Genomic DNA, 23,367 nt, shown 5'->3' on the forward strand with positions numbered 1-23,367 from the left:
CAAGTCGCCCACGGTCTCTTGCGCGCGGTCAACGTCGACTGGGCGGCAATCATTCGGCACGGAATAGCCGTGTCGATCCGCTGTGCTCCCGGAAAGGCGGGCGAAATTGTTGCGCGGGAAGAGCGTCGATTCGCCATCGGACGCGTACGGACTGGTGACGCCACGTGGGGTGCTGCGCCGGGTGGCGTACCCGGTCCTGTTGTTGCTGGTGGTGGGCACCGGCACCGCGGTGGTACTGCTGGGGTGGCCGCCCTCGGTGGTCAGCCCGTTGTTCCTGCTCGGCGTGGTCGGCTACTTCACCGTGTTGGAGCGCGTCATCCCGTTCAACCCCGATTGGCACCCGAATGCGCATGAATGGGGCTGGTACGGGGCCTACTTCATCCTCACCGCGATGGGGGCGGGCGTCGCCCAATTCGTGGTCACCCTCGTGGTGGGGGTGGTCGCGCCGCTCGACCCGTCGTGGCCCGTGTGGGCGGAAATCCCCGCCGCCCTGCTGCTCGGCTCCCTCGGCAGTTACATCATGCACCGGCTGGGGCACACGAACCGCTTCCTCTGGCGGTTCCACGGTGTGCACCACGTGCCGGACAAGGTGAACGTCGGCAACAACGGGGTCAACCACATCTTCGACATCGTCATGGCCCAAGGCGTCGTCCAACTCTCGCTCGCCCTGGCCGGTTTCTCCGCCGACTCGGTCCTCGTCGTGGGTATGTTCGTGACCGCCCAGGGATACTTCACGCACGCGAACGTGGACGTGCGGATCGGCCGGTTCAACCACGTCCTGGCCAGTCCCGAACAGCATCGGCTGCACCACAGCAACAACCCCGAGGAATCAGGTCACTACGGCTCGGACCTGGCCATCTGGGACCACCTCTTCCGCAGCTACACCTGGGTACCGGGACGGACTCCCCGGGCGATCGGCCTGTTCGACCCGATGTCGTTCCCGCGCACGGAGTCCTTCGTCGCGAGTCTTCTCCACCCGATCCGCCCGAGGCGGCGCGTCGAGAACCGCGGCGGTGGGCCCCGACCCTGACCCCGACCCGATTTCGCGGCACCACCCCTGAGCCGGCTGCACGCCGGATTTCTCCAGCGACCCCTCGCTGCATGTGGCGACAACGGGTCGCGCTGCTCTCGCGAAGGATTTCGAATCCATGCCCAAAAGCATGTCCGCAAGCATGTCACCTCAGGACAACCGGCTGGCGATAGTCGGCATCGGCTGCCGGCTGCCCGGTGGCGCGTCCGACTACCGCACGTTCTGGCAGAACCTCATCGACGGCAAGGACTGCATCACCGAAACGCCGGCGGACCGCTACGACGTGGGCACCCTCGGCAGCCGTGACAAGGCCAAGCCCGGCAGGCTGGTCGGCGGTCGCGGGGGCTACATCGACGGCTTCGACGAGTTCGACCCCGCGTTCTTCGGCATCAGCCCGCGCGAGGCCGAGTACATGGACCCCCAGCAGCGCAAACTCCTGGAGGTCGCGTGGGAGGCGCTGGAGGACGGCGGACAGCGGCCGGGTGAGCTGGCGGGCACGGACGTCGGGGTGTTCGTCGGCGCGTTCACCCTCGACTACAAGATCCTCCAGTTCGCCGACCTGGGCTTCCAGACCCTGGCCGCGCACACCGCCACCGGCACGATGATGACGATGGTGTCGAACCGGATCTCGTACTGCTTCGACCTGCGCGGCCCCAGCGTCTCCATCGACACGGCGTGCAGCTCGTCGCTGGTGGCGGTGCACCTGGCGTGCCAGAGCCTGCTGCGCGGCGAGACCGGTCTCGCACTGGCGGGCGGCACGCTGCTGCACCTCACCCCGCAGTACACGATCGCCGAGACCAAGGGCGGGTTCCTGTCCCCGGAGGGGCGCTCGCGGACCTTCGACGCCGCCGCCAACGGGTACGTGCGCGCCGAGGGCGTGGGCATGGTCGCCATCAAGCGCCTCGCCGACGCCGAGCGCGACGGCGACCCGATCCACGCAGTGATCATCGGCACCGGCGTCAACCAGGACGGCCGCACCAACGGCATCACCGTGCCCAGCGCCGACGCCCAGGTCCGGCTGATCAAGCGGGTCTGCGCGGAGGCGGGCATCACCCCCGGCGACCTCCAGTACGTGGAGGCGCACGGCACGTCCACCCCGGTCGGCGACCCGATCGAGGCCAACGCTCTCGGCCGGGCACTGGCCGAGGGACGTGCCCCCGGCGCCCGCTGCTACGTGGGCTCGGTCAAGACCAACATCGGCCACACCGAGTCCGCCGCGGGCATCGCGGGCCTGATCAAGACGACGCTGGCGCTCAAGCACCGGGTCATCCCGCCGCACATCAACCTCGACCGGGTCAACCCCGAGATCGACCTGGACGCGCTGCCCTACGAGATCCCCACCGAGGTCGTGCCGTGGCCCGAGCACGAGAGGCCGGCCCGCGCGGGCGTGAACTCCTTCGGCTTCGGCGGCACCAACGCACACGTCCTGCTCGAAGAGGCGCCGCCGCGCGCGTCGCGATCCGAGTCCGAGCCGGTCGTGATCCCGGCGCGGACCGTGCTGCCGCTGTCCGCCCGCGACCCTGGCGCGCTGGGCGAGTTGGCCGTCGGCATCCGCCGCGAGCTGGCCGCGGGCGCCTCGGTCGCCGACGTCGCGCACACCCTGGCGCACCGCCGCCAGCACCACGAGCACCGGTTGGCGATCGCCTACTCCACCGCCGAGGACCTGGACGCGGCGCTGGCCGCCCGCGAGCAGGGTGACGCGCACCCCGACGTGATCGAGAACCAGGCGCCCGCCGAACCGCGCAACCCGGTGTGGGTGTTCACCGGCATGGGGCCGCAGTGGTGGGGGATGGGGCGCGGCATGATGGCCGAGCCGGCGTATCGCGAGGTGGTCGAACGGGTCGACGCGGAGATCCGCAAGCAGGCCGGTTGGTCGCTGATCGAGCTGATGGCCGCCGACGAGGCCGATTCCGCGATGGGGGAGACCTGGCTCGCCCAGCCCGCCAACTTCGCGGTGCAGATCGCCCTGGCGGCGGTGTGGCGCGCGCGGGGCGTGCGCCCGGCCGCCATCGTCGGCCACAGCACCGGCGAGATCGCCGCGTTCTACGAGGCAGGCGTGTACTCGCTGGCCGATGCGGTCGACGTGGTCCTGCAACGCAGCCGCCTCCAGCAGAAGCTGGTCGGCACCGGCACGATGCTCGCCGTCGGCCTGACCGAGGACGAGGCGAGCGCCCGCGTGCTGCCCTACGGCGACCGCGTGTCCGTCGCCGCCGTCAACTCCCCGACCTCGGTGACGCTGGCCGGCGACGAGGACGCCCTCGGCGAGGTGCGCGACGCGTTGACCGCGGCCGGCGTGTTCGCCAAGTTCCTCACCGTCCGGGTGCCGTACCACAGCGCCCGGATGGAGGCGATCAAGGACGAGCTGGTCACCGCCCTGTCCGGGCTGCGTCCCCAGCCGGTCGCGGTGCCGCTGTACCTCACCGGACGGGAGGGCCGCGCCCGCGGGCCGGAACTGGACGGCGGGTACTGGTGGGACAACGTGCGCGACCGCGTGCGCTTCCGGGCCGCCGTGGACGCCATCGCCGCCGACGGCCACCGGCTGTTCCTGGAGATCGGCCCGCACCCGGTGCTCGCGCACTCCATCGCCGAGTGCCTGGCCGCGCACGGCGTCGAGGGCCGTGCCGTGCCGTCGATCCGCCGGCTGGAGGACGAGCCCGCCCGGCTGAACCGCTCCCTGGCGGAGCTGCACACCCTCGGTGTCCCGCTGGACTGGGCGGTGCTCCAGCCCGCCGGGTCCCCGGTGCCGTTGCCGCGCTACCCGTGGCGGCGCGACCGGTACTGGGTGGAGCCCGCGCCGGTCGAGCAGATCCGCCTCGGCCACCGCGACCACCCGCTGCTGGGCCGGCGCGTCGAGGGCACCGAGCCCACCTGGGAGGCCCGGCTCGACGTCGAGGACCTGCCGTACCTGGACGACCACCGCATCGAGGGCAACGCGCTGTTCCCCGCTGCCGGGTACGTGGAGATGGCCGCCCAGGCCGTGCGCGTGCTGACCGGCGGTGCGTCGGCCGCCATCGCCGACCTCGAACTACGCAAGGCGCTGTTCGTGTCCGACACCGAGTCCAGGCTGGTGCGGCTGTCGTTCTCCGGCGAGAACGCCGGGTTCACCATCGCGTCGGTAACCGAAGGCGCGCAGGAACGTGTGGTGCACGCGGCGGGCGTGGTGCGCGCCGGGCAGCGCGGGGGACCGGTGGCCCCGCTGGACGTCGACGCCATCCGCGGCAGGGCCGAACGCCTCGTCGTGGGCCCCGACTGCTACACCGAGCTGGCCGGGCTGGGTTACCACTACGGCCCGGCGTTCCAGGGCATCGCCGAGGTGTGGGTGTCCGAGGGCGAGGCGCTGGCCCGCATCCGACCCACTGCGGGCATCGACGCGTCCGGGCACCACGTGCACCCGGTGCTGCTCGACTCCTGCTTCCAGACCCTGCTCACCCCGTTGCTGGCCGCGCCACCGGCACCGGGCGCGGGTATCCGGTTGCCGCTGTCGATCGAGGAGATCCGGCTCGACCCGGTGGGCGACCAGGAACTGTGGGCGCACGCCGTGATCACCGATCGCGACGGCGGTGACCTGGTCGGCGACATCCGGGTTTACACGGCCGACGGAGTCCCGCTCGGTTACGTGCGCGGATTCCGCGCCGCCGACGTGGAGAAGGCCGCCACGGCGGTCGGCCGGGCCACCATCGACAGCTGGCTGGCCAAGGTCACCTGGCCGGTGTGCCCGCCCGCACCCGAACCCGCGCGGGCCGAGGGCCGCTGGCTGCTGCTGGCCGACTCCGGCGGTGTCGCGGACGAACTCGCGGCGGCGTTGCGCGCCACCGGCAGGCACTGCTACCTGGTGCGCCCCGGACTCGGTTACCGGCGCGGCCGGTGGGAGTCCACGGTGACGGCGGGGGAGTCCGGGGACCTCTCCAGACTGGCCGCGGACCTCGCCGACGAGCACGGCACGCAGTTCGAGGGCGTGGTGCACCTGTGGAACCTGGACCTGCCGGACCTGGACGGCCTGTCCCGCGCCGACCTCGACCGCGGCACCGGCCAGGGCGCGTACTCGCTGGTCGTCCTCGCGCAGGCGCTGCTCGCCGGTGAGCTGACCGGCCGGATGCACGTGGTCACCCGGGGCGCGCAGGCGGTGGCCGAGAACGACCCGGTGCGACCGTTGGGCGCACGGGCGTGGGGGATCGGCCGGGTGCTGTGGCACCAGGAGCTGACCGCGCACCGAGGCAAGCTGATCGACCTGGACCCCACCGGCCCGGTCGGACCCGACGCCCGCCGCGCCGAGGTCGACGCGTTGCTGCGCGAGGTGCTGGCGCCGTTCGACGCGGAGGTCGAGGGCGTCGGCGTGGTCGACGAGATCGCCCTGCGCGGCGCCGACCGGCACACCAGCAGGCTGGTCCCGGCCTCACCCGAGCTGACCCAGCCGCTGCCGCTGCGCCTGCGCCCGGACGGCAGCTACCTGGTCACCGGCGCGTTCGGCGCGCTCGGCCGGCTGCTCTGCCGGACGCTGGCCGCGCGAGGGGCGCGCAGGCTGATCCTGGTCGGCCGCACCAGGCTGCCCGAACGGGCCTGGTGGAGCATGATCGACCGGGACACCCCGGTCGGCCAGGCGGTGCGGTTCGTCCGGGACCTGGAGGCCCTGGGCGCGCAGGTGATCCTCGCGCCAGTGGACATCACCGACGAACGGTCGCTCGTCACGTGGTTGGCGGACTACCGCCGCGACCACGCCCAGCCGATCCGCGGCGTGTTCCACCTCGCCGGCCACGTCCGGGACACCCTCGTCCCGGCGATGGACCGCGCGGGCTTCGACGCCGTGCACGACCCCAAGGTCGTCGGCGCCTACCTGCTGCACCACCACCTGCGCGACGAACCCCTCGACCACTTCGTGCTGTTCGCCTCGATCGCGTCGCTGCTGACCACCGCCGGGCAGACCAACTACGCCGCCGGCAACGCGTTCCTGGACGCGCTGGCGCACCACCGTCGGGCACGGGGGTTGCCCGCGCTCAGCGTCGACTGGGGGCCGTGGGCCACCGGCATGATCGAGGAGCTGGGCCTGGTGGAGCACTACCGGGTCAGCCGGGGGATGAGCTCGCTGTCACCGGAAGCGGGGATGGCCGCGCTGGAGCGGGTGATCGGCCAGGACGATGCCCAGCTGCTGGTGGCGACGGTCGCCGACTGGTCGGTCTTCCTCTCCTGGTACGGCACAACGCCGCCGCTGGTCAGCGCGCTCGCCACAGCCGCAGCGGATGCCGCTCCGGCCGAGTCGGGCAGTTTCCTGGACACGTTCCGCGCCGCCGACGCCGCGACCCGGCGGGCACTGGTGGCCGAGCGGTTCACCGGCATCGTGGCCGGCGTCCTGAGGGTGCCCGCCGAGCAGGTCGAGCCGTCCTCCGGGCTGACCGCGGCCGGCCTGGACTCCCTGCTGGCGATGGAGCTGCGGGCCAGGATCACCACCGAACTGCGGGTCAGCCTGCCGGTGGTCGCCCTGCTCAGCGGCACGCCGGTGGCCGAACTCGTCGACCAGGTGCACGCCGGTCTGATCGCGCACGCCGCCACCGGCGACCGCGAGGAGACCGCGGTGGAGGTGTTCACCGACGCGCACCGGTTCCCGTTGACGCAGAACCAGAAGGCCCTGTGGTTCCTCAAGCAGCTCAACCCCGACGGCTTCGCCTACAACATCGGCGGCGCGGTCGAGGTGGCCGCCGAGCTGGACCCCGAGCTGATGTTCGACGCGGTGCGCACGCTCATCGCCCGCCACCCGTTGCTGCGCGCGAACTTCACCATGGAGAAGGGGCAGGCGGTCCAGCAGATCTCGGCGTCGGTGGAGGCCGACGTCGCCCTGTTCGACGTGGCGGACCGCGACTGGGACGAGATCTACCGGATGATCATCGCCGAGTACCGCAAGCCGTACGACCTGGAACACGACCCGCTGGTGCGCTTCCGGCTCTTCCGCCGGGGACCCGACCGCTGGGTGATCATGAAGGCGGTGCACCACATCGTCTCCGACGCCATCTCCACGTTCACCTTCATCGAGGAGCTGCTGTCGGTCTACGAGGGCCTGCGCCGCGGTGAGGCGGTGGAGCTGCCCGAGCCGACCGCGCAGTACCTGGACTTCCTCAACTGGCAGAACAGGTTCCTGGCCAGTCCCGATGCCGGCCGGATGCTGGAGTACTGGCGCGGGCACCTGCCCGAGCACACCCCGGTGCTGAACCTGCCGACCGACAAGCCGCGGCCGGTCGTGCAGACCGACAACGGCGCGTCGGAGTTCTTCGTCCTGGACACCCACCTCAGCGCACGGGTGCACCAGCTGGCCCGCGAGCACGACGTCACCGTGTTCGTGGTGCTGCTGGCCGCGTACTACCTGCTGCTCAACCGCTACTCCGGGCAGGACGACATCATCGTCGGCAGCCCGGTGACCGGCCGCACCGAGAAGGACTTCGGCTCGGTCTACGGCTACTTCGTCAACCCGCTGCCGCTGCGGGCCGACCTGTCCGGTGCGCCCGACATCGGCAGCCTGCTCGCCCAGGTCCGCTCGACCGTCCTCAACGGACTGGACAACCAGGAGTACCCGTTCGTCCTGCTGGTGGAGGAACTGGGGCTGCGCCACGACCCGAGCCGGTCGGCGGTGTTCCAGGCGATGTTCATCCTGCTGGCGCACAAGGTGTCCACCGAGAAGTACGGCTACCGCCTGGAGTACATCGAGCTGCCCGAGGAGGAGGGCCAGTTCGACCTGACGCTCTCGGTCTACGAGGACGAGGCGGACCAGCGCTTCCACTGCGCGTTCAAGTACAACACCGACCTGTTCTTCGCCGAGACGGTGAGCCGGATGGCCGGCCACTACGTGACCTTGCTCGACAGCCTCACCAGCGCGTCCGCCGACACGTCCACCGGCGGGCTTGCCCTGCTCCGGCCGGCCGAGCGCGCCGAGATCCTGGACGAGTGGAGCGGCGCGGCGCGCACCGCACCCGCCGACGTGCCGGTGACGACCCTGATCGCCTCGGCTGCGGAGGCCACCCCGGACGCCGTCGCCGTCGTCACGCCCGCGGACTCGGGCGCCGACCGGCTCACCTACGCCGACCTGGAGCGGCGTGCCACGATCATGGCCCACGTGCTGCGTGCGCGTGGCGTGCGGGACGGCGCCGTGGTGGCGTTGTGCCTGGAGAAGTCGGCCGAACTGGTGGTCACCCTCCTCGCCGTGCTCAAGGCGGGCGGCGCCTACCTGCCCTTGGACCCCGACTACCCGACCGAGCGCCTGGAGCACATGGTCCGCACGGCGGGCACCACCCTCCTGGTGGCCGACGCGCGCACCCGCGACCGGCTGGCCGGGCTCTCCGCGCCGGTCACCGACGTGGCCGACCTGGCGTCCGACGCGACCGTAGGTGACGAGGACCTGGGGCCTGTCGACCCGGACAGCCCCGCCTACGTCATCTACACCTCCGGTTCCACCGGCACGCCGAAGGCCGTCCGCGTCGGGCACCGCAACCTCGCGTCCGCCTTCGCCGCCTGGCGGCAGGAGTACCGGCTCGACACCGACGCGCGGGTGCACCTCCAGATGGCGGGCTTCGCCTTCGACGTGTTCACCGGCGACCTGGTCCGGGCGCTGTGCTCGGGCGGCACGCTCGTGCTGGTGACGCGCGACCTCCTGTTCAACACCGCACGCCTGTACGACACGATGGTGGCCGAGGGCGTCGACAGCGCCGAGTTCGTCCCCGCGATCGTGCGCGGCCTGATGAGCCACTGCGAGCGCACCGGGGCGAGGCTCGACTTCATGCGGCTGCTGGTCGTCGGCTCCGACGTGTGGAAGGTCGAGGAGTACCGGCGGCTCAAGGGCCTGTGCGGCCCGGACACCAGGGTGGTCAACTCCTACGGCCTCACCGAGGCCACCATCGACAGCGCCTACTTCGAAGGACCGGTCGACGACCTGGAACCCGGCCGGGTGGTGCCGATCGGGCGGCCGTTGCCCAACTCCGCGCTGTACCTGCTCGACGAGCGGGGCGAGCCGGTGCCGCAGGGCGTCGTCGGCGAACTCTGGATCGGCGGCGACGGCGTCGCCAGTGGCTACATCGGTGACCCCGAGCAGACGGCGCACCGCTTCGCCACCCGTGACCTGGACGGCAGGGAGGTCCGGCTGTACCGGACCGGCGACCTCGCCCGCTGGACCGCGAACGGCGTGGTCGAACTGCTGGGCCGGGCGGACGGCCAGGTGAAGGTGCGCGGCCACCGCGTCGAGGTCGGCGAGGTGGAGACACAGCTGACCCGGTGGCCCGGCGTGGCGCAGGCGGTGGTGCTGGTGCGCCCCGACGCGCGCGGCGAGGACACACTGTTCGCCTACTGCGTCCCGACCGCGGGCGCCGATTTCGACGGCCGGGCGTTGCGCGCCCACCTGGGCGAGTACCTGCCCACGTTCATGATCCCGGCCCACCTCGTCGCGGTGCCGGAACTGCCGCTGACCCCCAACGGCAAGGTCGACGTGGACGCGCTGCCGCTGCCCACCGCGGTGGACGACATCGGGTACGAGCCCCCGGTCACGCTGTACGAGGTGCGTACCGCGAAGCACTGGCAGTCCCTGCTGGCGGTGGACCGGGTCGGCCTGGAACAGGACTTCTTCGAGTCCGGCGGCAGCTCGATCACGCTGATCGAGCTGATCCACCACCTCCAGACCGAGTTCGCCATCACCATCCCGGTGAGCCTGCTGTTCCGGGTGACCACCCTGCGCGGCATGGCCAAGACGGTCGAGCACATCGTCACCGGGCAGATCGCCGGGGCCAAGCCGTACCTGGTGTTCAACCCCGACCGGGAGCCGACGCTGTTCTGCTTCCCGCCGGCGGGCGGGCACGGCCTGGTCTACCGGCTGCTGGCCGCGCACCTGACCGAGTACCGCCTCGCCGCGTTCAACTACGTCTCCGGCGACGGCAAGGTGGCCGAGTACGCCGACCTCGTGGAGTCGTTGCAACCGCAGGGCCCGTACCGCCTGTTCGGCTACTCGCTCGGCGGCAACCTCGCCTTCGAGGTGGCCAAGGAGCTGGAACGGCGCGGGCACGTCGCGGCGCACGTGGTGATCATGGACTCGTACCGGATTCCGGAGCGGTTCACCTTGGCCGAGGAGCACGTGGCGGAGTTCGAGCACGAACTGGCCGAGCACCTGGGCCGGCACACCGGCTCGGCCACCGTGGCCGAGGAGACCATGCGGCAGGCCCGCGAGTACTTGCACTACTCCAGCGCCACCCCGAACCTGGGCACGGTGTCCGGGCCGGTCACGGTGATCTCCGACGAGCACAAGGCCGAGTTCTACGCCGCGTCCGCGCACGGCACGTGGCACGGCGCCTCCGGTGCGGGCACCACCGTGCTGGCCGGATCCGGCGCGCACGCGGAGATGCTGGACGGGGAGCACCTGACCCGCAACGCCGACCTGCTGCGCGCGGTCCTCCAGGCGGGAGGCGTCCGCGATGTCGCGTAACGCCAGGGTCGTCTGGGAGCGGCGCACCCGCACACCCGACGTCAAACCCAGGGTCATCGTGATCGGCGCCGGCGTGGCCGGCATGGCGGTCGGCTGCTACGGCCAGATGAGCGGCCTGGAGACGCGGATCTTCGAGTCGCACGTGCTGCCCGGCGGTTGCTGCACGGCGTGGGCCCGCGAGGGCTACCTGCTCGACTACTGCATCGACTGGCTCAACGGCACCGCGCCCGACAACGAGGCCAACCAGGTCTGGCGGGAACTCGGCGCGCTGGACGGCAAGACGGTCACCACGTTCACCGAGTTCAACCGGGTCGTCGCCGAGGACGGCCGCTCGGTCACCTTCCACACCGATCCCGACCTGTTGCAGGCGGAACTGGAGGCGTGCTCGCCCGCCGACTCGGCGAAGATCCGGGCGTTCTGCGCGGACCTGCGCCGCTTCGGCCGGGTGGACATCCACCCGTTCCTCACCCCGCCGCCGCTGATGCCGTGGCGGGACAAGCTGAGGATGCTCGGCAAGGTGCTGCCCGCGTTCCGGCTTTTCTGGCGCACCGGCGGCACCCAGATGGCCGACTTCGCCGACAGCCTGAGCGACCCGTTCCTGGCCACGGCGTTCCGCAACATGTTCTTCCAGGACCCGAAGAACTTCGCCATGCTGCCGTACCACTACACGATGTCCCAGGCGCACAAGGGCAACGTGGGTGTGCCGCAGGGCGGGTCGCTCGGACTGGCCCGCTCGATCGAGGAGCGCTACGCGGGCCTGGGCGGGCGCATCGACTTCCGGGCCAAGGTCGCCCGCGTGCTCGTCGAGGACGGGCGCGCGGTCGGCGTGGAGCTGCGCAACGGCGAACGGCACTACGCCGACCACGTGGTGGCCGCCTGCGACGGGTTGACCACCGTGTCCAAGCTGCTGGGCGGCGAGTACACCAACCCGAGGCTGGACACCCTGCTCAACGAGGTGCTGCCGGACCCGGAGCAGCTGTACCCGGCGCTGGTGTCGGTGTTCGTCGGCTTCCGCGGCGACGTCGGCGCGGACGAACCGGCCAGCACCACCTACCTGCTGTCCGACGAGGACGCCGCGCGGCTGCCCGGCGCCCTCCAGAAGAGCCTGGTGGTGCACCTGCGGTCGCGGGTGATGGCGGGGCTCGCGCCCGAGGGCCGGTCGCTGATCCACTGCAACTACTTCAGCGACTTCGACACCTGGAAGGGGCTGCGCAAGGCCGACCGGAGGGCCTACTGGGACCTCAAGCGGGAGCCGGTCGCGTTCATCAGGGAGTTCCTGGAACGCCGCTTCCCCGGCATCGACGAGCGGATCGAGCTGGTCCAGGTGGCCACGCCGGCGACCACCGAGCGCTACACCGGCAACCACCGGGGCGCGATCCTGGCCTGGAAGTCGCCCAAGGCGGACGACCTGCTCGACGACCTGATCGCCAAGGACCGGTTGGCGCTGCCCGGTCTGGCGGGCTTCCACCTGGCCGGGCACTGGGTCGGCGGCGGCAGCCTGATCAAGGCGGCGGCGTCGGGCCGGTTCGCCGTGCAGTACCTGTGCCGCGAGCTCGGCGTGCCGTTCCGCGCGCAGGAGAGCGGCGGGACCGAGCCGTGGCACGCCGGAAAGCTCGGCGAAATGCCCCAACTGGACAACTGGACCGAGCGCCCCCGGGCCGCCCGACCGACAGCGAGGACGTCACGGACATGACCGGCGAGCGACGCAAGGCGATGATCGTCATCGGTGCCGGCCTCGGCGGGCTCTCCGCCGGGTGCTACGCCCAGATGAACGGGTACGAGAGCCGGATCTTCGAGATGCACGAGATCCCCGGCGGGTGCTGCACCGCCTGGGACCGCGGCGAGTTCACCTTCGACTGCTGCGTCAGCTGGCTGCTCGGCAACGGCCCCGGCAACGAGATGCACCAGATCTGGCTGGAGCTGGGCGCGTTGCAGGGCAAGCAGATGCGCCACTTCGACGTGTTCAACATCGTGCGCGGCAGGGACGGGCGCTCGGTGTACTTCTACTCCGATCCCGACCGGCTCGAAGCGCACCTGCTCGACATCTCGCCGGCCGACGCCAAGCTGATCCGCGACTTCTGCGGCGGACTGCGCAAGTTCCGCCGCGCCCTCGCGGTGTACCCGTTCCTCAAGCCGGTGGGCCTGATGGGCACCGTGGAGCGGATGAAGATGCTCGCCTCCTTCATCCCGTACTTCAACGTCGTCCGCAAGTCGATCAGCACCCTGATGACGGACTACTCGGCGCGGTTCCGCGACCCGCTGCTGCGCGAGGCGTTCAACTACGTGCTGTACGAGAAGCACTCCGCGTTCCCGGTGCTGCCGTTCTACTTCCAGCTCGCCTCGCACGCCAACCAGTCCGCCGGCGTCCCGGAGGGCGGGTCGCTCGGGTTGGCCAAGTCCATCGAGCAGCGCTATCTGAGGTTGGGCGGGAAGGTCAGCTACAACGCCAAGGTCGAGGAGATCATCGTCGAGGACGGCCGGGCGGCGGGCGTGCGGCTGGACGACGGCCAGGAGTTCCGCGCCGACATCGTGGTGTCGGCGGCCGACGGTCACACCACGATGATGAAGTTCCTGAAGGGTGAATACCTCACCGACGAGTACCGGCAGCTCTACACCGAGACCATCGAGAAGCCGGGCATGGTGTTCCCCGGCTACGTGTGCCTGTTCCTCGGTCTGAACCGGCCGGTGCCCGAAGGTGACCCGTGCACGACGCACCTGCTGACGGACGAGGAGAAGGCCGACCTCGTCGGCATCCGCGACGCCAGCATCAACATCCAGTTCCGCAGCAGGCACTACCCCGAGCTGTCGCCCGAGGGCACCACCGTGGTCTACATGACCTACTTCGCCGACATCGCACCGTGGCGCGCGGTGGACGACTTCCCCGAGCAGGTGACCCGCAGGCGGGGCGGCGAGGTGTTGCACACGCTGCCGGTCCGGCACGGCCGCGACTACTACGCGACCAAGCGCAAGACCAGGCTGGCCCTGATGCGCTACCTGGAGAAGCGCTACCCCGGCATCACGGACTCGGTGGTGGCGCGGGACCTGTCGACCCCGCTCACCCAGGTCAGGTACACCGGCAACTACGACGGCACGGTGCTGGGGTGGCAGCCGTTCGTCGACAGCGGCGAGACGTTGGAGGTGCTGGTGAAGAAGTACGGGCCCGGTCTGCCGGGGCTGCGCGACTTCTACCAGTCGGGCGTGTGGGCGACTACCGGCGGCCTCATCCGCGCCGCCGCGGCGGGCCGCCAGGTCATGCAGTTCGTCTGCCGGGACGACGGCATCCCGTTCACCGCGCACGTCGACGAGACCGCACCGCCGCCGACCCACGTCGTCATCCCGGTGGGTCCGTCGCCGGCCGGGGTGGCGAGTCGAACACTGGAACCGCAGTCGGGGAGCCGGGTATGAAGATCGAGAAGTGGGTTGTCCGGGAACACCTGCCGGGCCTGCCCGACGTGGACCGCATCTACGAGAAGGTCGTCGAGGACGTCGATGTCCGCCTCGCGCCGGACGAGATGCTGCTGGAGACCCTGTACGTGTCGGTCGACCCGTACCAGCAGGGGCTGGCGCTGGACACGCCCCTCGGCGAGCACATGGGCGCCGACTCGGTGATGCGGGTGCTGGAAGCCGGTCCCGACGCCGCGCACCGCCCCGGCGACCTCGTGCAGGGGTTCGGCGGGTGGCGCAGCCACGTGGTCAGCTCGGGCGGCCCGCAGCCGTGGGCGTCCACCTGGCACGTCGGCAGCGCGGCGCCGCTGGTGTTCCCGGGATTCCGCGCGCTCGACCCGGAGCTGTACGGCAACACCCTGCCGCTGTACACCGCGATCAGCGCGCTCGGCGGTCCGGGTATGACCGCGTGGGGCGCGATGACCAAGGTGCTGCACGTGCGGCCCGGTGACAACGTGCTGATCAGCGGTGCGAGCGGGGCGATCGGCTCGGTGGCCGGGCAGTTGGCGCGGCGCGCGGGCGGCCGGGTGGTCGGCACTACCGGCTACCCGGAGAAGGCGGACCATCTGCGGGACCTCGGTTTCGACGAGGTGATCGTGTATCGGCCCGGTGACCCGGCCGAGAAGGTGCGCGCCCGGCTGTCCGAGGCGTTCCCGAACGGCGTGGACCGCTACCTCGACACCCTGGGCGGCGTCCTCACCGACGAGGTGTTCGGCCTGCTGGCGGTGGGCTGCGAGATCGCGGTGTGCGCCCAGTTCGAGAGCCAAGCGGGCGGCCCGCAGGAGGGGCCGCGGCTGCTGCCGATGCTCATGCGGCCCAGGGCCACCGTCCGCGGCATTTTCTCGTTGGAGTGGCTGGAGGACCCGGCCTGCGTGAAGGATCTGGAGCACCGGTTCGGCGCGCTGGTGGCGTCGGGTGAGGTGGTCTACGACCACACCGTCCACCACGGGATCGACACGATCCCGGACGCCTATCGCAGCCTGTTCGTCAACCGCACGGCGAAGCGGGGCAAGGTGCTGGTCGAGCTGTAGCGGACCCGAGGTCGGGCGAGGTGCCCGGTGGCCGACGCCACCGGGCACCTCGGCTCATGCGGAGCGCAGCGCCTCCAGGGCCAGATCGGCGTGCACCTCCATCCGGGTCTCGCTCTTGACGACCTCCAGCACCCGCCGGTCCGCGCCGATGACGAACGTCCAGCGCCGGGTCCGCAGGGCCGAGAGCGGGCCCGGCAGCGGCACCTTCCGCCGCACACCGAACACCGCGGCCACGACACCGTCCGGATCGGACAGCAGCGGGTAGTCGAACCCGTTGGCCTCGGCGAACTCCCGCTGCCGGTCGACCGCGTCGGCGCTGATGCCGACCCGCTGGGCGCCCAGCTCGGCGAACTCCGCCGCGAGGTCGCGGAAGTGGCAGCTCTCCATCGTGCAGCCCGGTGTCATGGCGGCGGGGTAGAAGAAGACCACCACGGGGCCGGTGGCGGTGAACTCCGCCAGCGACCGCTCCTGCCCCTTGTGGTCCAGCAACGTGAAATCGGGAACCAGATCACCCTTGTCCATGGTTCGATCTTATTGCGCTGCAAACGGAACGAGTCCCGCCATTGCAGTGACATCGAGAGTCCTGAGTGGACTCAGCGTGACGTTGACCCAGTGCGGACCGGGGCCGAGGTCCGCAGGAACAAGGCGATGCCCGCGGCGGCCAGGGCGGCGCACGCGCCCATCACCATGACCGCGCGGAAACCGGCCTGCGACAGGAGTTCCACCGAACCGGACACCGTGCTCATCCGCGACAGAACGACGCCGGTCACCGCGCTGGACAGGGACGTCCCGATGGCTCGCACGAGCGAGTTGAGGCTGTTCCCGGCGGCCGTCTCGGACAGCGGCACGGCGGCCATGACCAGCGAGGGCATCGCGCCGTAGGCCAGTCCGACACCGGCGCCGATGACGCTGGAGGCCAGCAACAGGTGCCAGACGGCCGACATCAGGACCGTGCCGAGGAGGTAGCCGGCGGCGACCACGACTGAACCCAGCACCAGGGTCGTCGCGGGGCCTTTGGCGGCCGAGACGCGGGCGGACAGCGGGGCCACGGCCATCATGAGCAGCCCGGCCGGTGCGAGGACGAGGCCGACGACCGTCATCGACTGCCCCAGGCCGTAGCCGGTGGAGGTGGGCAGTTGCAGCAATTGGGGCAGTGCCAGCGATATCGCGAACATCGAGAAGCCCAGCACGGCCGAGGCCAGGTTGGTCAGCAGGACCTGGCGGCGTGCCGCGACGCGCAGGTCGACCAACGGCCGCGCGACGCGCAGCTCCCACCAACCCCATGCCACGAGGATCACGACGGCGACGCCGGACAGGCCGGTGGTGAGGCCGCTCGTCCACCCCCACTCGGCTCCTTCGGACACCGCCAACAGCAGGCAGACCAGCGCGGTGGACAGCCCGATCGCGCCGACCACGTCGAAGAACCCGCCGCCGCTGGTGCCGGACGCAGGCACCAGCGAGACCACGAGCACCACCGTGAGCACGGCCAGACCGCCGGAGATCCAGAACACCAGCCGCCAGTCCGCGCGGTCGGCCAGCACGGTCGCCGCGGGCAGTCCCAGCGCGCCGCCCACCCCCAGCGACGCGCTCATCATGGCGATGGCCGGGCCGAGGCGTTCGGCCGGCAGCACGTCCCGCATGATGCTGATCCCGAGCGGGACGACGCCCGCCGCCAAGCCCTGCAACACCCTTCCCACCACCATCGGGGCCAGGCTGTCGCTGAGCGCGGCGACCACCGACCCGGCCGCCAGCAGCACCAGACTGGCGAGCAGCATCCGGCGCTTGCCGTACATGTCCCCGAGCCGCCCGACCGTAGGCGTGGCGACCGCGGCGGCGAGCAGTGTCGCGGTGACCACCCAGGTGGCATCCGATGGCGAGGCGTGCAGCAGTCGGGGCAGTTGGGGAATCAGGGGAATCGCGATCGTCTGCGTCAGCGCGACCACGATGCCGCCCAGCGCGAGCACCGCGACGACGGCACCCGGGGTGGGAGGTGTGGACGGGCCGGTGGCGCGCAGGGCGCTGGGCATGCGGAGGTCTCCGTGGGGCCTGGGAGGGCAGCCGGTCCATAAGGTCGCCCGATCCGGATTGGTCCCGCCCCGTCGACACCTGGAGAGCCGTTGTGCCGCTAGGGGTTCAGGGTGCGATGAGGGCGGTGGTCGACCCTCCGATCGTTGCCGGTGCCGGCGAGTACGACAACACCATCACCCCGCACCGCTTCGGCACCACCGCACCCGTCGCGGTGCCCGGTCGACCGTCTGCCGCTCCTAAGACCGCATCTCATTTGGGTGTTCTCGGGCGGGCGATATCGTTGATCAACGATGAGCGATGTGGAGAAGTGGTGCCCGGAGCCGTTGTGGCTGCTGGTACGTCCGTTGCTGCCCGACGCGCCGCAACGCCACCAGGGCGGAGGCCGGCGTCGCCTGGACGACCGCGCGGTACTGGCATCGATCCTGTACGTGCTGCAGACCGGGTGCGCCTGGTCTGCACTGCCCACGTCGTTCGGGGTCAGCGCTCCGACCGCGCACCGCCGGTTCACCGAGTGGGTCCAAGCGGACGTCGTCATCCGGTTGCACCGGACGCTGCTGGATCTGCTCGTTTCGGCCGGGGCGATCGACTGGTCGCGTGCGTCGGTGGACAGCATGCACGTCCGCAACGAACAGGACACGACTCCTCGTAGGTCGGCGCGGGGCGGCGACCCTACGGGTTCGCCGGAACTTTTCGCGGCCTTTCGTGGGCGAGCAGTCGAACCGTGGCGGCGCGCAGCTCGCCGGCGCGGCGGTGGTGCTCGTCGTCGGAGCCGGTGTCCACGTCGGCGGCTGCGTCGCAAAGTCGGCGGGTCAGGTGCTGCTCCACCACCGCGGCGCCGTGTTCGGGGTCCTGGCCATAGGGCAGGTAATGCTCGATGAGCAGCGGGTCGACGACCTGCGGACGACCCCGGTCGTCGGCGGAGTGCCCGGCTACCCCGGTCCGATGGGATGGCCAGGTGAACGCGTCGGGGGTGCTTGCGGAGTGCACGTGCAGCAGCCCGCTCTCCCGCGCCAGTGACAGCCACGAGGGCAGCAGGCCCGTCGGCGCCGCCGGGACGGGTTGGCGTCCCAGCGGCAGCAGCCTGCCGCGGTCACTCGCACCGTGCCGCAGAATGCCCAGCACGAGCAGTTCCTGCCGGATGCCGGCGGCCGGAACGGGGTCCTGCGGTGTGCACTTGATCGGGAACCACCGCAGCAGGGTGGCGCGACGCCCTCCGTGCGGGCCGCTTCGAGTACCAGGCGGGCCGAGAGTTCGAACGCGAGAGTGCAGATGCGGCAGCGCACCGCCCGCCCGGCCAGCGCGTCGGCCAGGGCGCTGCGGGGGCAAGCACCAGCGGCCCGTCGCAGGCGGTGCACCGGTACCGGGCGGGAGCCGTGGTCTCGACGCCGGCGCCGGCGAGGTGATGCGGCGCTCACGGCACCGGGCGGCGATAACCTTGGCCTGCTCCGCCCAGTGCGGACCGCCGAACAACATCGTGCCGTCAAGGTTCCAGTAGGCGCGGCCGAAGGCGACGAGCGCGTCCGGTGCGTCGGGCCTGGCCCGCACCTCCAGGTCCACCGGTTCGAGCATCTGCTCGACACCACCCGGTCGCGGCGCTGTTCCCATCGCCGTGGGTTCCCGATCGGGTGATGCGGGACGGTTGTGGCCTCCTCGACACCAGGCGACAGCCGTGACGGTGCCGTGGGTTCCCGTTGGATGGCTACGGGTACTCATCCCGGCTATCTCGGATTCGTCGAGGCCGCCACGGGAGATCAGCATGTGCACGAGGTCGGCCGGCAGAGCCCCCCGCCGGAGGCTCGGGTGTCCCGAGAGCAGGTTTGATGTCGTCCTGCACGCACGACCAGAACGCCGTTCGTCATGGGCGACAACGCGGCGAATCAGTTCCACAAGGAGTTGGTCAGCCATGGTGGCAGGGGCAGGCACGGGTACTCCTGGTGATCGCGAAGCCTCGGCAACTTCATGATCGCCAAGCCCGTGCATGCGCTCCGTCTCGGGTGATCAAACACCCCGATCCGCGTGACCTCTTACCTGAGAGGTAATCGACAGCACTACTCCAGCCGGGAAAGGTGATCACGTCATCCGACCCCGACGAGGAGTGGCAAGCGTGCGGAAACGAATTATGACAGTGCTGGGTGTGCTGGCCGGCGCCACCGCGATGCTGGGCGCCGGCACCCCGACCGAACCCGTGGTCGAGGGCGCCGACTCGCCGAACGCCCAGGCGTTCATCGACCGGCAGACCAGGTTCGGCACGATGCCGACCAGCCAGGAGCGGATCGACTTCTACGCGGAGGAGATCTTCGACGAGCACGCCACCCTCTGGGAGGCCGCGGGCACGGTGATCCAGGGCAGGGAGGCAATCCGCACCGCGATCGCGGCGTCGCTGACCAAGCTGCCGTCGTTCCGCATGCGCCCGACGCGGATCTCGGTGGACGGCAACGTGGTCCTGTACGGCGCGCACAACGAGGTGGAGATCCGCGGCACCACCATCAGCTACCCGGCGATCTACCGAGTGGTGCTGGGCGACGACGGCCGGGTGATCCAGGGCCGGCGTTACTACGATCGTCACACCTGGTTCAGCCCACTGGACCCGACGCTGCCGAACTTGTTCTCCGGAGTACGGGACACGGCCGAACAGATCCCCGGCCAGGTCCCCCGGCCGGGGGACCTGGCGGCCAGGACCGCGGCCTGGAACACCAGGGACGTCGCGGCGCTGGCCGCCTCCACCGGCCCACTGACCGGCACCGGCCTGGGCGACGGCCAACTGCGCACCCCAGGCGGCAAGGCCGAGTACCTGCGACGGCTGTTCGGCAAGATCGAGAGCATGCAGATGAAACCGGGCCAGACCGTTCGCACCAGAGAGGCCACCTACCAGGAGTGGTACGGCACGGTGACGACGTCGGAGCGCCCAACCCCGACGACCTTCGGCATCATCGAACGGTTCGACCGCCGAAACGGCTGGACACTGTCGTTCGACACGTTGCCGCTGATAGCCGGCCCCGCCAAGGTGGCGGAGCTGTACGGAATGCTGTGAACTCGTTCGGGGACCTGCTGCGCCAGTGGCGGCAGCGGCGGCGGTTGAGCCAGCTGGACTTGGCCATCGACGCGGAGATCTCGGCACGGCACCTGAGCTTCCTGGAGACGGGCCGCGCCCAACCGAGCCGCGCCATGACCCTGCTCTTGGCCGACCGCCTGGATGTCCCACTACGTGAACGCAACCACCTGCTGCTGGCGGCGGGTTACGCCCCGGTCCACCCGGAGCGCTCACTGGACGATCCACAGATGAGCCCGGCCCGAGCGGTGCTGGACGCGTTTCTCGCCGGCCACGAGCCGAACCCGGCGCTGGTCGTGGACCGACAGTGGAACCTGTTGCTGGCCAACCAGGCGGCAGGTCTGTTCCTGGAAGGCGCCGCACCGGAGCTGATCGAACCGCCGATCAACGTCCTGCGCCTGACCCTGCACCCCGACGGACTGGCCAGAAGGCTGGCCAACCTGGACGAGGTGCGCGACCACCTGCTCCACCGCCTGGCAAGGGAGGCAGCCTTCACGGGAGATCCCGAACTGGCGGCCTTGCACGAGGAACTGTCCGGGTACGGTCCCACCCGCACGTCGCCGGACCCGGTTCACGAGATCGCCCTACCCATCCGCATCCGCGACGGCGAGCAGGTGCTCAACTTCCTCAGCACCATCACGACGTTCGGCACCGCCCTGGACGTCGTCCTGGCAGAGCTGACTATCGAGGCGTTCTACCCGGCTGACCCGCGGACGGCCGATGCCCTTCTGCGGAGGTGAGTCCTTCTCGGACTCGGATGTTGGATTTGATGCAGCCACGAGCAGACGCGGCAGAGCCGGGGCGACGACCGTTGCCCGAACTGAGCGATGCGGGCGGGCATCGGCCGGCGGTTCGCCGTGCGCTCGACCGTTGTTCGAGTGTGGCGGTGTGTCAGTCGCGTCGGTAGTGGGCCTTGATGTGGAAGCGTTCGCCCTGGGGGCCGAGGATGCTCAGGAACTCCACGGAGTGCGCGTCGGCGTTGCCGAACCAGTGTGGGAGATGGGTGTCGAATTCGGCGACCTCGCCGGCGGTGAGCACGAAGTCCTCTTCGCCGAGGATTATTCGCAGTCGTCCATTGAGGACGTACAGCCAGTGGTAACCCTCGTGTGAGCGGGGCTCCGGTTCCATGTGGTCGGTCAAACCGGCCGGGAGGATCTGCTTGTGCACCTGCAGCCCGCCCGGGTTGCGGGTCAACGGGATGACGGTCATGCCGTTGTGGCCGAACGGACGTGGGTACACGCGCGGGTCACCACTCGCTGGGGCGCCCACGAGTTGGTCGAGCGGCACTTGGTAGGCCCTGGCCAATGGCAGCAGCAGCTCCAGGCCCGGTTTGCGGTGACCGGACTCCAACCGCGACAGCGTGCTGATCGGGATGCCGGTGGTCTCCGACAGGGTGGCGAGGGTCGCTCCGCCGCGTGGCGCATGACGCCTCCGGGTGAAACCACGTCGTCCACCGGTACCTCCTCGTCGTCGCGGCTGACGACAGCGCATCTGCGCTTGCGCCGGTACACCCGTTCGGGTGTGCCGCGGGGTGTCGCCGGTCTGCCAGGGTCCGGTCGCTCCCATCGGTGTGAGGAACGAGGCCACCAGTGCTTGACGTGACGATCGAACACGACGCGCCAGCCACGATGCGTGACGGCGTCGTGCTGCGGGCGGATGTGTACCGGCCCACGACGGGCGGTCCGTGGCCCGTGCTGCTGGCCCGGCCTCCCTACGGCAAGAACATGCCGATGCTCGCCGGCCTGATGGATCCGGTCGGCAAGGCACGGCGCGGGTTCATCGTCATCGTCCAGGACACGAGGGGCCGGTTCGCCTCGGACGGCGAGTGGGAGCCGTGGACGTTCGAGATGGACGACGGCTACGACACGGTCCGCTGGGCCGCCGCGCTCCCGGGGGCGAACGGGTCCGTCGGGATGTTCGGGGCCAGCTACTTCGGCAACACCCAGTGGATGGCCGCGCTCGCGAAGCCGCCGGAGTTGAAGGCGATCGCGCCGATGGTCACCTGGTCGGAGCCGGACGACGGGCTCTTCGCCCGCGGTGGGGCGAGCGAGCTGGGCATCACGGTGCCGTGGTCGCTCATGCAGGGAGCCGACACCCTGCTGCGCCGGCACGCCGGCGATCCGATGGCCCTGGGGCAGTCGCTCATGGCGCTGGTCGGTGACCTCGACGCGGTCGCGGACACCACGTACTGGGAGCTGCCCGCCGGTCGCCACCCTGTCTTCGAGCGGCACGGCATCCGGGAGCTGGGTTTCGAGCGGTCGCGACGCGAGCCGGAGTGGAGCGCGTCCTGCCGGGTCGCCGGGCGGCAATCGGAGGTTGATCTGCCGAGCTTGCACACCGGGGGCTGGTACGACATCTTCTGCCAGGGCACGCTCGACAACTTCACCGCGATGCGGGCGGCCGGCCGCCCGGCGACGCTGGTCATGGGACCGTGGTCCCACACCGGCCAAATGGGATACCTCGGCGAGGTCAACTTCGGGATGGCCGCGAGCGCGGAGCTGCTGGGCTTTCGCGGCAGGCTCGCCGACCTCGAACTCGGCTGGTTCAGCCGGTGGCTCACGCCGGACGCCGAGGACACCGCCGTCGCGGATGCACCGCGGTCGGGGTTGCCGCCGGTCCTGCTGTTCGTCATGGGTGTCAACCAATGGCGAGAGGAGCAAGAGTGGCCTCTCGCCCGTGCCGTCGACACGGACCTGTTCCTGCGCGCAGGTGACCGGCTCGCCTTCCAGGCCCCGGAGTCCGAAGAAGGAACCGACACCTACACCTACGACCCCGCCGACCCGGTGCCGACTACCGGCGGAGCCTTGCTGATGTCGAACGAGTTCCCGCCCGGCCCGCTCAACCAAGCAGCGGTCGAAGCACGACCGGACGTGCTGGTCTACACGACCGACCCACTCGTCGAGGAGCTGGAGGTCACCGGGCGCGTCCAGGCCTTCATCCACGCGGCGACCGACGCGCCGACGACCGACTGGGTCGTCCGCCTCTGTGACGTCGACACCCGGGGCGTTTCGCGGAACGTCGTCGACGGGATCGTGCGTGCGACGGCTGCGCCGGGGGAGTTCACCGAGCAGGTCGTCGATCTGTGGTCCACCAGCTACGTGTTCCTTGCCGGTCACCGCATCCGGGTGCACGTCACGTCCAGCAACTTCCCGCGATGGGACCGGAACTTGAACACCGGCGAGCCCATCGACCAGGGAACGCGCTCGCGGCCGGCCCGGCAGGAGATCGCCCACGACGCGACCCGGCCCTCCCGCATCGTGCTTCCGGTGATCCCGGCCCTCACGAGCGGCCAATAGCGTGAGTGGCACCACTCCCGGCCCGTCTGCAACCGTTTAATGGC

The 23,367-nt window shown here is 70.6% G+C and carries 12 protein-coding genes and 1 pseudogene; 9 read left to right on the forward strand and 4 right to left on the reverse strand.

Going from position 1 to position 23,367, the window contains the following annotated elements; genetic code table 11:
- The first annotated feature begins 154 nt into the window (after positions 1-154).
- The 5 genes from ALI22I_RS03305 to ALI22I_RS03325 all read left to right on the forward strand — a co-directional run bounded on the left by ALI22I_RS03305 (position 155) and on the right by ALI22I_RS03325 (position 14,950).
- On the forward strand, positions 155-1,030 hold the full coding sequence (locus ALI22I_RS03305) for a sterol desaturase family protein (RefSeq protein WP_202970627.1): 876 nt from the start codon (positions 155-157) through the stop codon (positions 1,028-1,030).
- Between the two features lie 130 nt (positions 1,031-1,160).
- The gene (locus ALI22I_RS03310) at positions 1,161-10,475 is read left to right on the forward strand and encodes a non-ribosomal peptide synthetase/type I polyketide synthase (protein WP_238598057.1); all 9,315 of its coding nucleotides are present in this window, start codon (positions 1,161-1,163) and stop codon (positions 10,473-10,475) included.
- Positions 10,465-12,168: a phytoene desaturase family protein gene (locus ALI22I_RS03315; RefSeq protein WP_077004070.1), complete on the forward strand. Its 1,704-nt coding sequence runs from the start codon at positions 10,465-10,467 to the stop codon at positions 12,166-12,168. Before ALI22I_RS03310 ends, ALI22I_RS03315 begins: the two co-directional genes overlap by 11 nt.
- Positions 12,165-13,880 (forward strand): phytoene desaturase family protein, encoded by a 1,716-nt coding sequence (locus tag ALI22I_RS03320; RefSeq protein ID WP_202970637.1) that lies wholly within the window; start codon positions 12,165-12,167, stop codon positions 13,878-13,880. The genes ALI22I_RS03315 and ALI22I_RS03320 overlap by 4 nt, the downstream gene beginning before the upstream one ends.
- Positions 13,877-14,950, forward strand: a complete 1,074-nt coding sequence (locus tag ALI22I_RS03325) for an MDR family NADP-dependent oxidoreductase (protein ID WP_077004071.1) — start codon at positions 13,877-13,879, stop codon at positions 14,948-14,950. The genes ALI22I_RS03320 and ALI22I_RS03325 overlap by 4 nt, the downstream gene beginning before the upstream one ends.
- A 54-nt stretch (positions 14,951-15,004) precedes the next feature.
- Here ALI22I_RS03325 and ALI22I_RS03330 read toward each other — a convergent pair whose 3' ends face one another.
- Together ALI22I_RS03330 and ALI22I_RS03335 are read right to left on the reverse strand one after the other, a co-directional pair.
- Positions 15,005-15,472, reverse strand: coding sequence for a peroxiredoxin (locus tag ALI22I_RS03330; RefSeq protein ID WP_077004072.1), 468 nt, complete (start codon positions 15,470-15,472; stop codon positions 15,005-15,007).
- 71 nt (positions 15,473-15,543) lie between these two features.
- Positions 15,544-16,977, reverse strand: coding sequence for an MFS transporter (locus tag ALI22I_RS03335; RefSeq protein ID WP_077004073.1), 1,434 nt, complete (start codon positions 16,975-16,977; stop codon positions 15,544-15,546).
- Between the two features lie 291 nt (positions 16,978-17,268).
- Between ALI22I_RS03335 and ALI22I_RS52920 the strand changes: the two are divergent.
- Positions 17,269-17,511: pseudogene (locus tag ALI22I_RS52920) on the forward strand (transposase); the annotation flags it as partial.
- Between the two features lie 136 nt (positions 17,512-17,647).
- On the opposite strand, the gene ALI22I_RS52925 reads toward ALI22I_RS52920, so the two are convergent.
- The gene (locus tag ALI22I_RS52925) at positions 17,648-18,547 is read right to left on the reverse strand and encodes a hypothetical protein (protein ID WP_238598064.1); all 900 of its coding nucleotides are present in this window, start codon (positions 18,545-18,547) and stop codon (positions 17,648-17,650) included.
- 535 nt (positions 18,548-19,082) lie between these two features.
- Between ALI22I_RS52925 and ALI22I_RS03345 the strand changes: the two genes are divergently transcribed.
- A complete protein-coding gene (locus tag ALI22I_RS03345) occupies positions 19,083-20,009 on the forward strand; it encodes a nuclear transport factor 2 family protein (RefSeq protein WP_143531933.1) in 927 nt (308 codons plus the stop codon).
- Positions 20,006-20,767 (forward strand): MmyB family transcriptional regulator, encoded by a 762-nt coding sequence (locus ALI22I_RS03350; protein WP_077004075.1) that lies wholly within the window; start codon positions 20,006-20,008, stop codon positions 20,765-20,767. The genes ALI22I_RS03345 and ALI22I_RS03350 overlap by 4 nt, the downstream gene beginning before the upstream one ends.
- A 151-nt stretch (positions 20,768-20,918) precedes the next feature.
- Here ALI22I_RS03350 and ALI22I_RS03355 read toward each other — a convergent pair whose 3' ends face one another.
- The gene (locus ALI22I_RS03355; RefSeq protein WP_083751392.1) at positions 20,919-21,518 is read right to left on the reverse strand and encodes a helix-turn-helix domain-containing protein; all 600 of its coding nucleotides are present in this window, start codon (positions 21,516-21,518) and stop codon (positions 20,919-20,921) included.
- 107 nt (positions 21,519-21,625) lie between these two features.
- On the opposite strand from ALI22I_RS03355, the gene ALI22I_RS03360 reads away from it, so the two are divergent.
- Positions 21,626-23,323, forward strand: a complete 1,698-nt coding sequence (locus tag ALI22I_RS03360) for a CocE/NonD family hydrolase (RefSeq protein WP_238598058.1) — start codon at positions 21,626-21,628, stop codon at positions 23,321-23,323.
- The last annotated feature ends 44 nt before the right edge of the window (positions 23,324-23,367 follow it).

It is taken from the genome of Saccharothrix sp. ALI-22-I, assembly GCF_001984175.1.
In the GTDB taxonomy this organism is placed as follows: Bacteria; Actinomycetota; Actinomycetes; order Mycobacteriales; family Pseudonocardiaceae; genus Actinosynnema.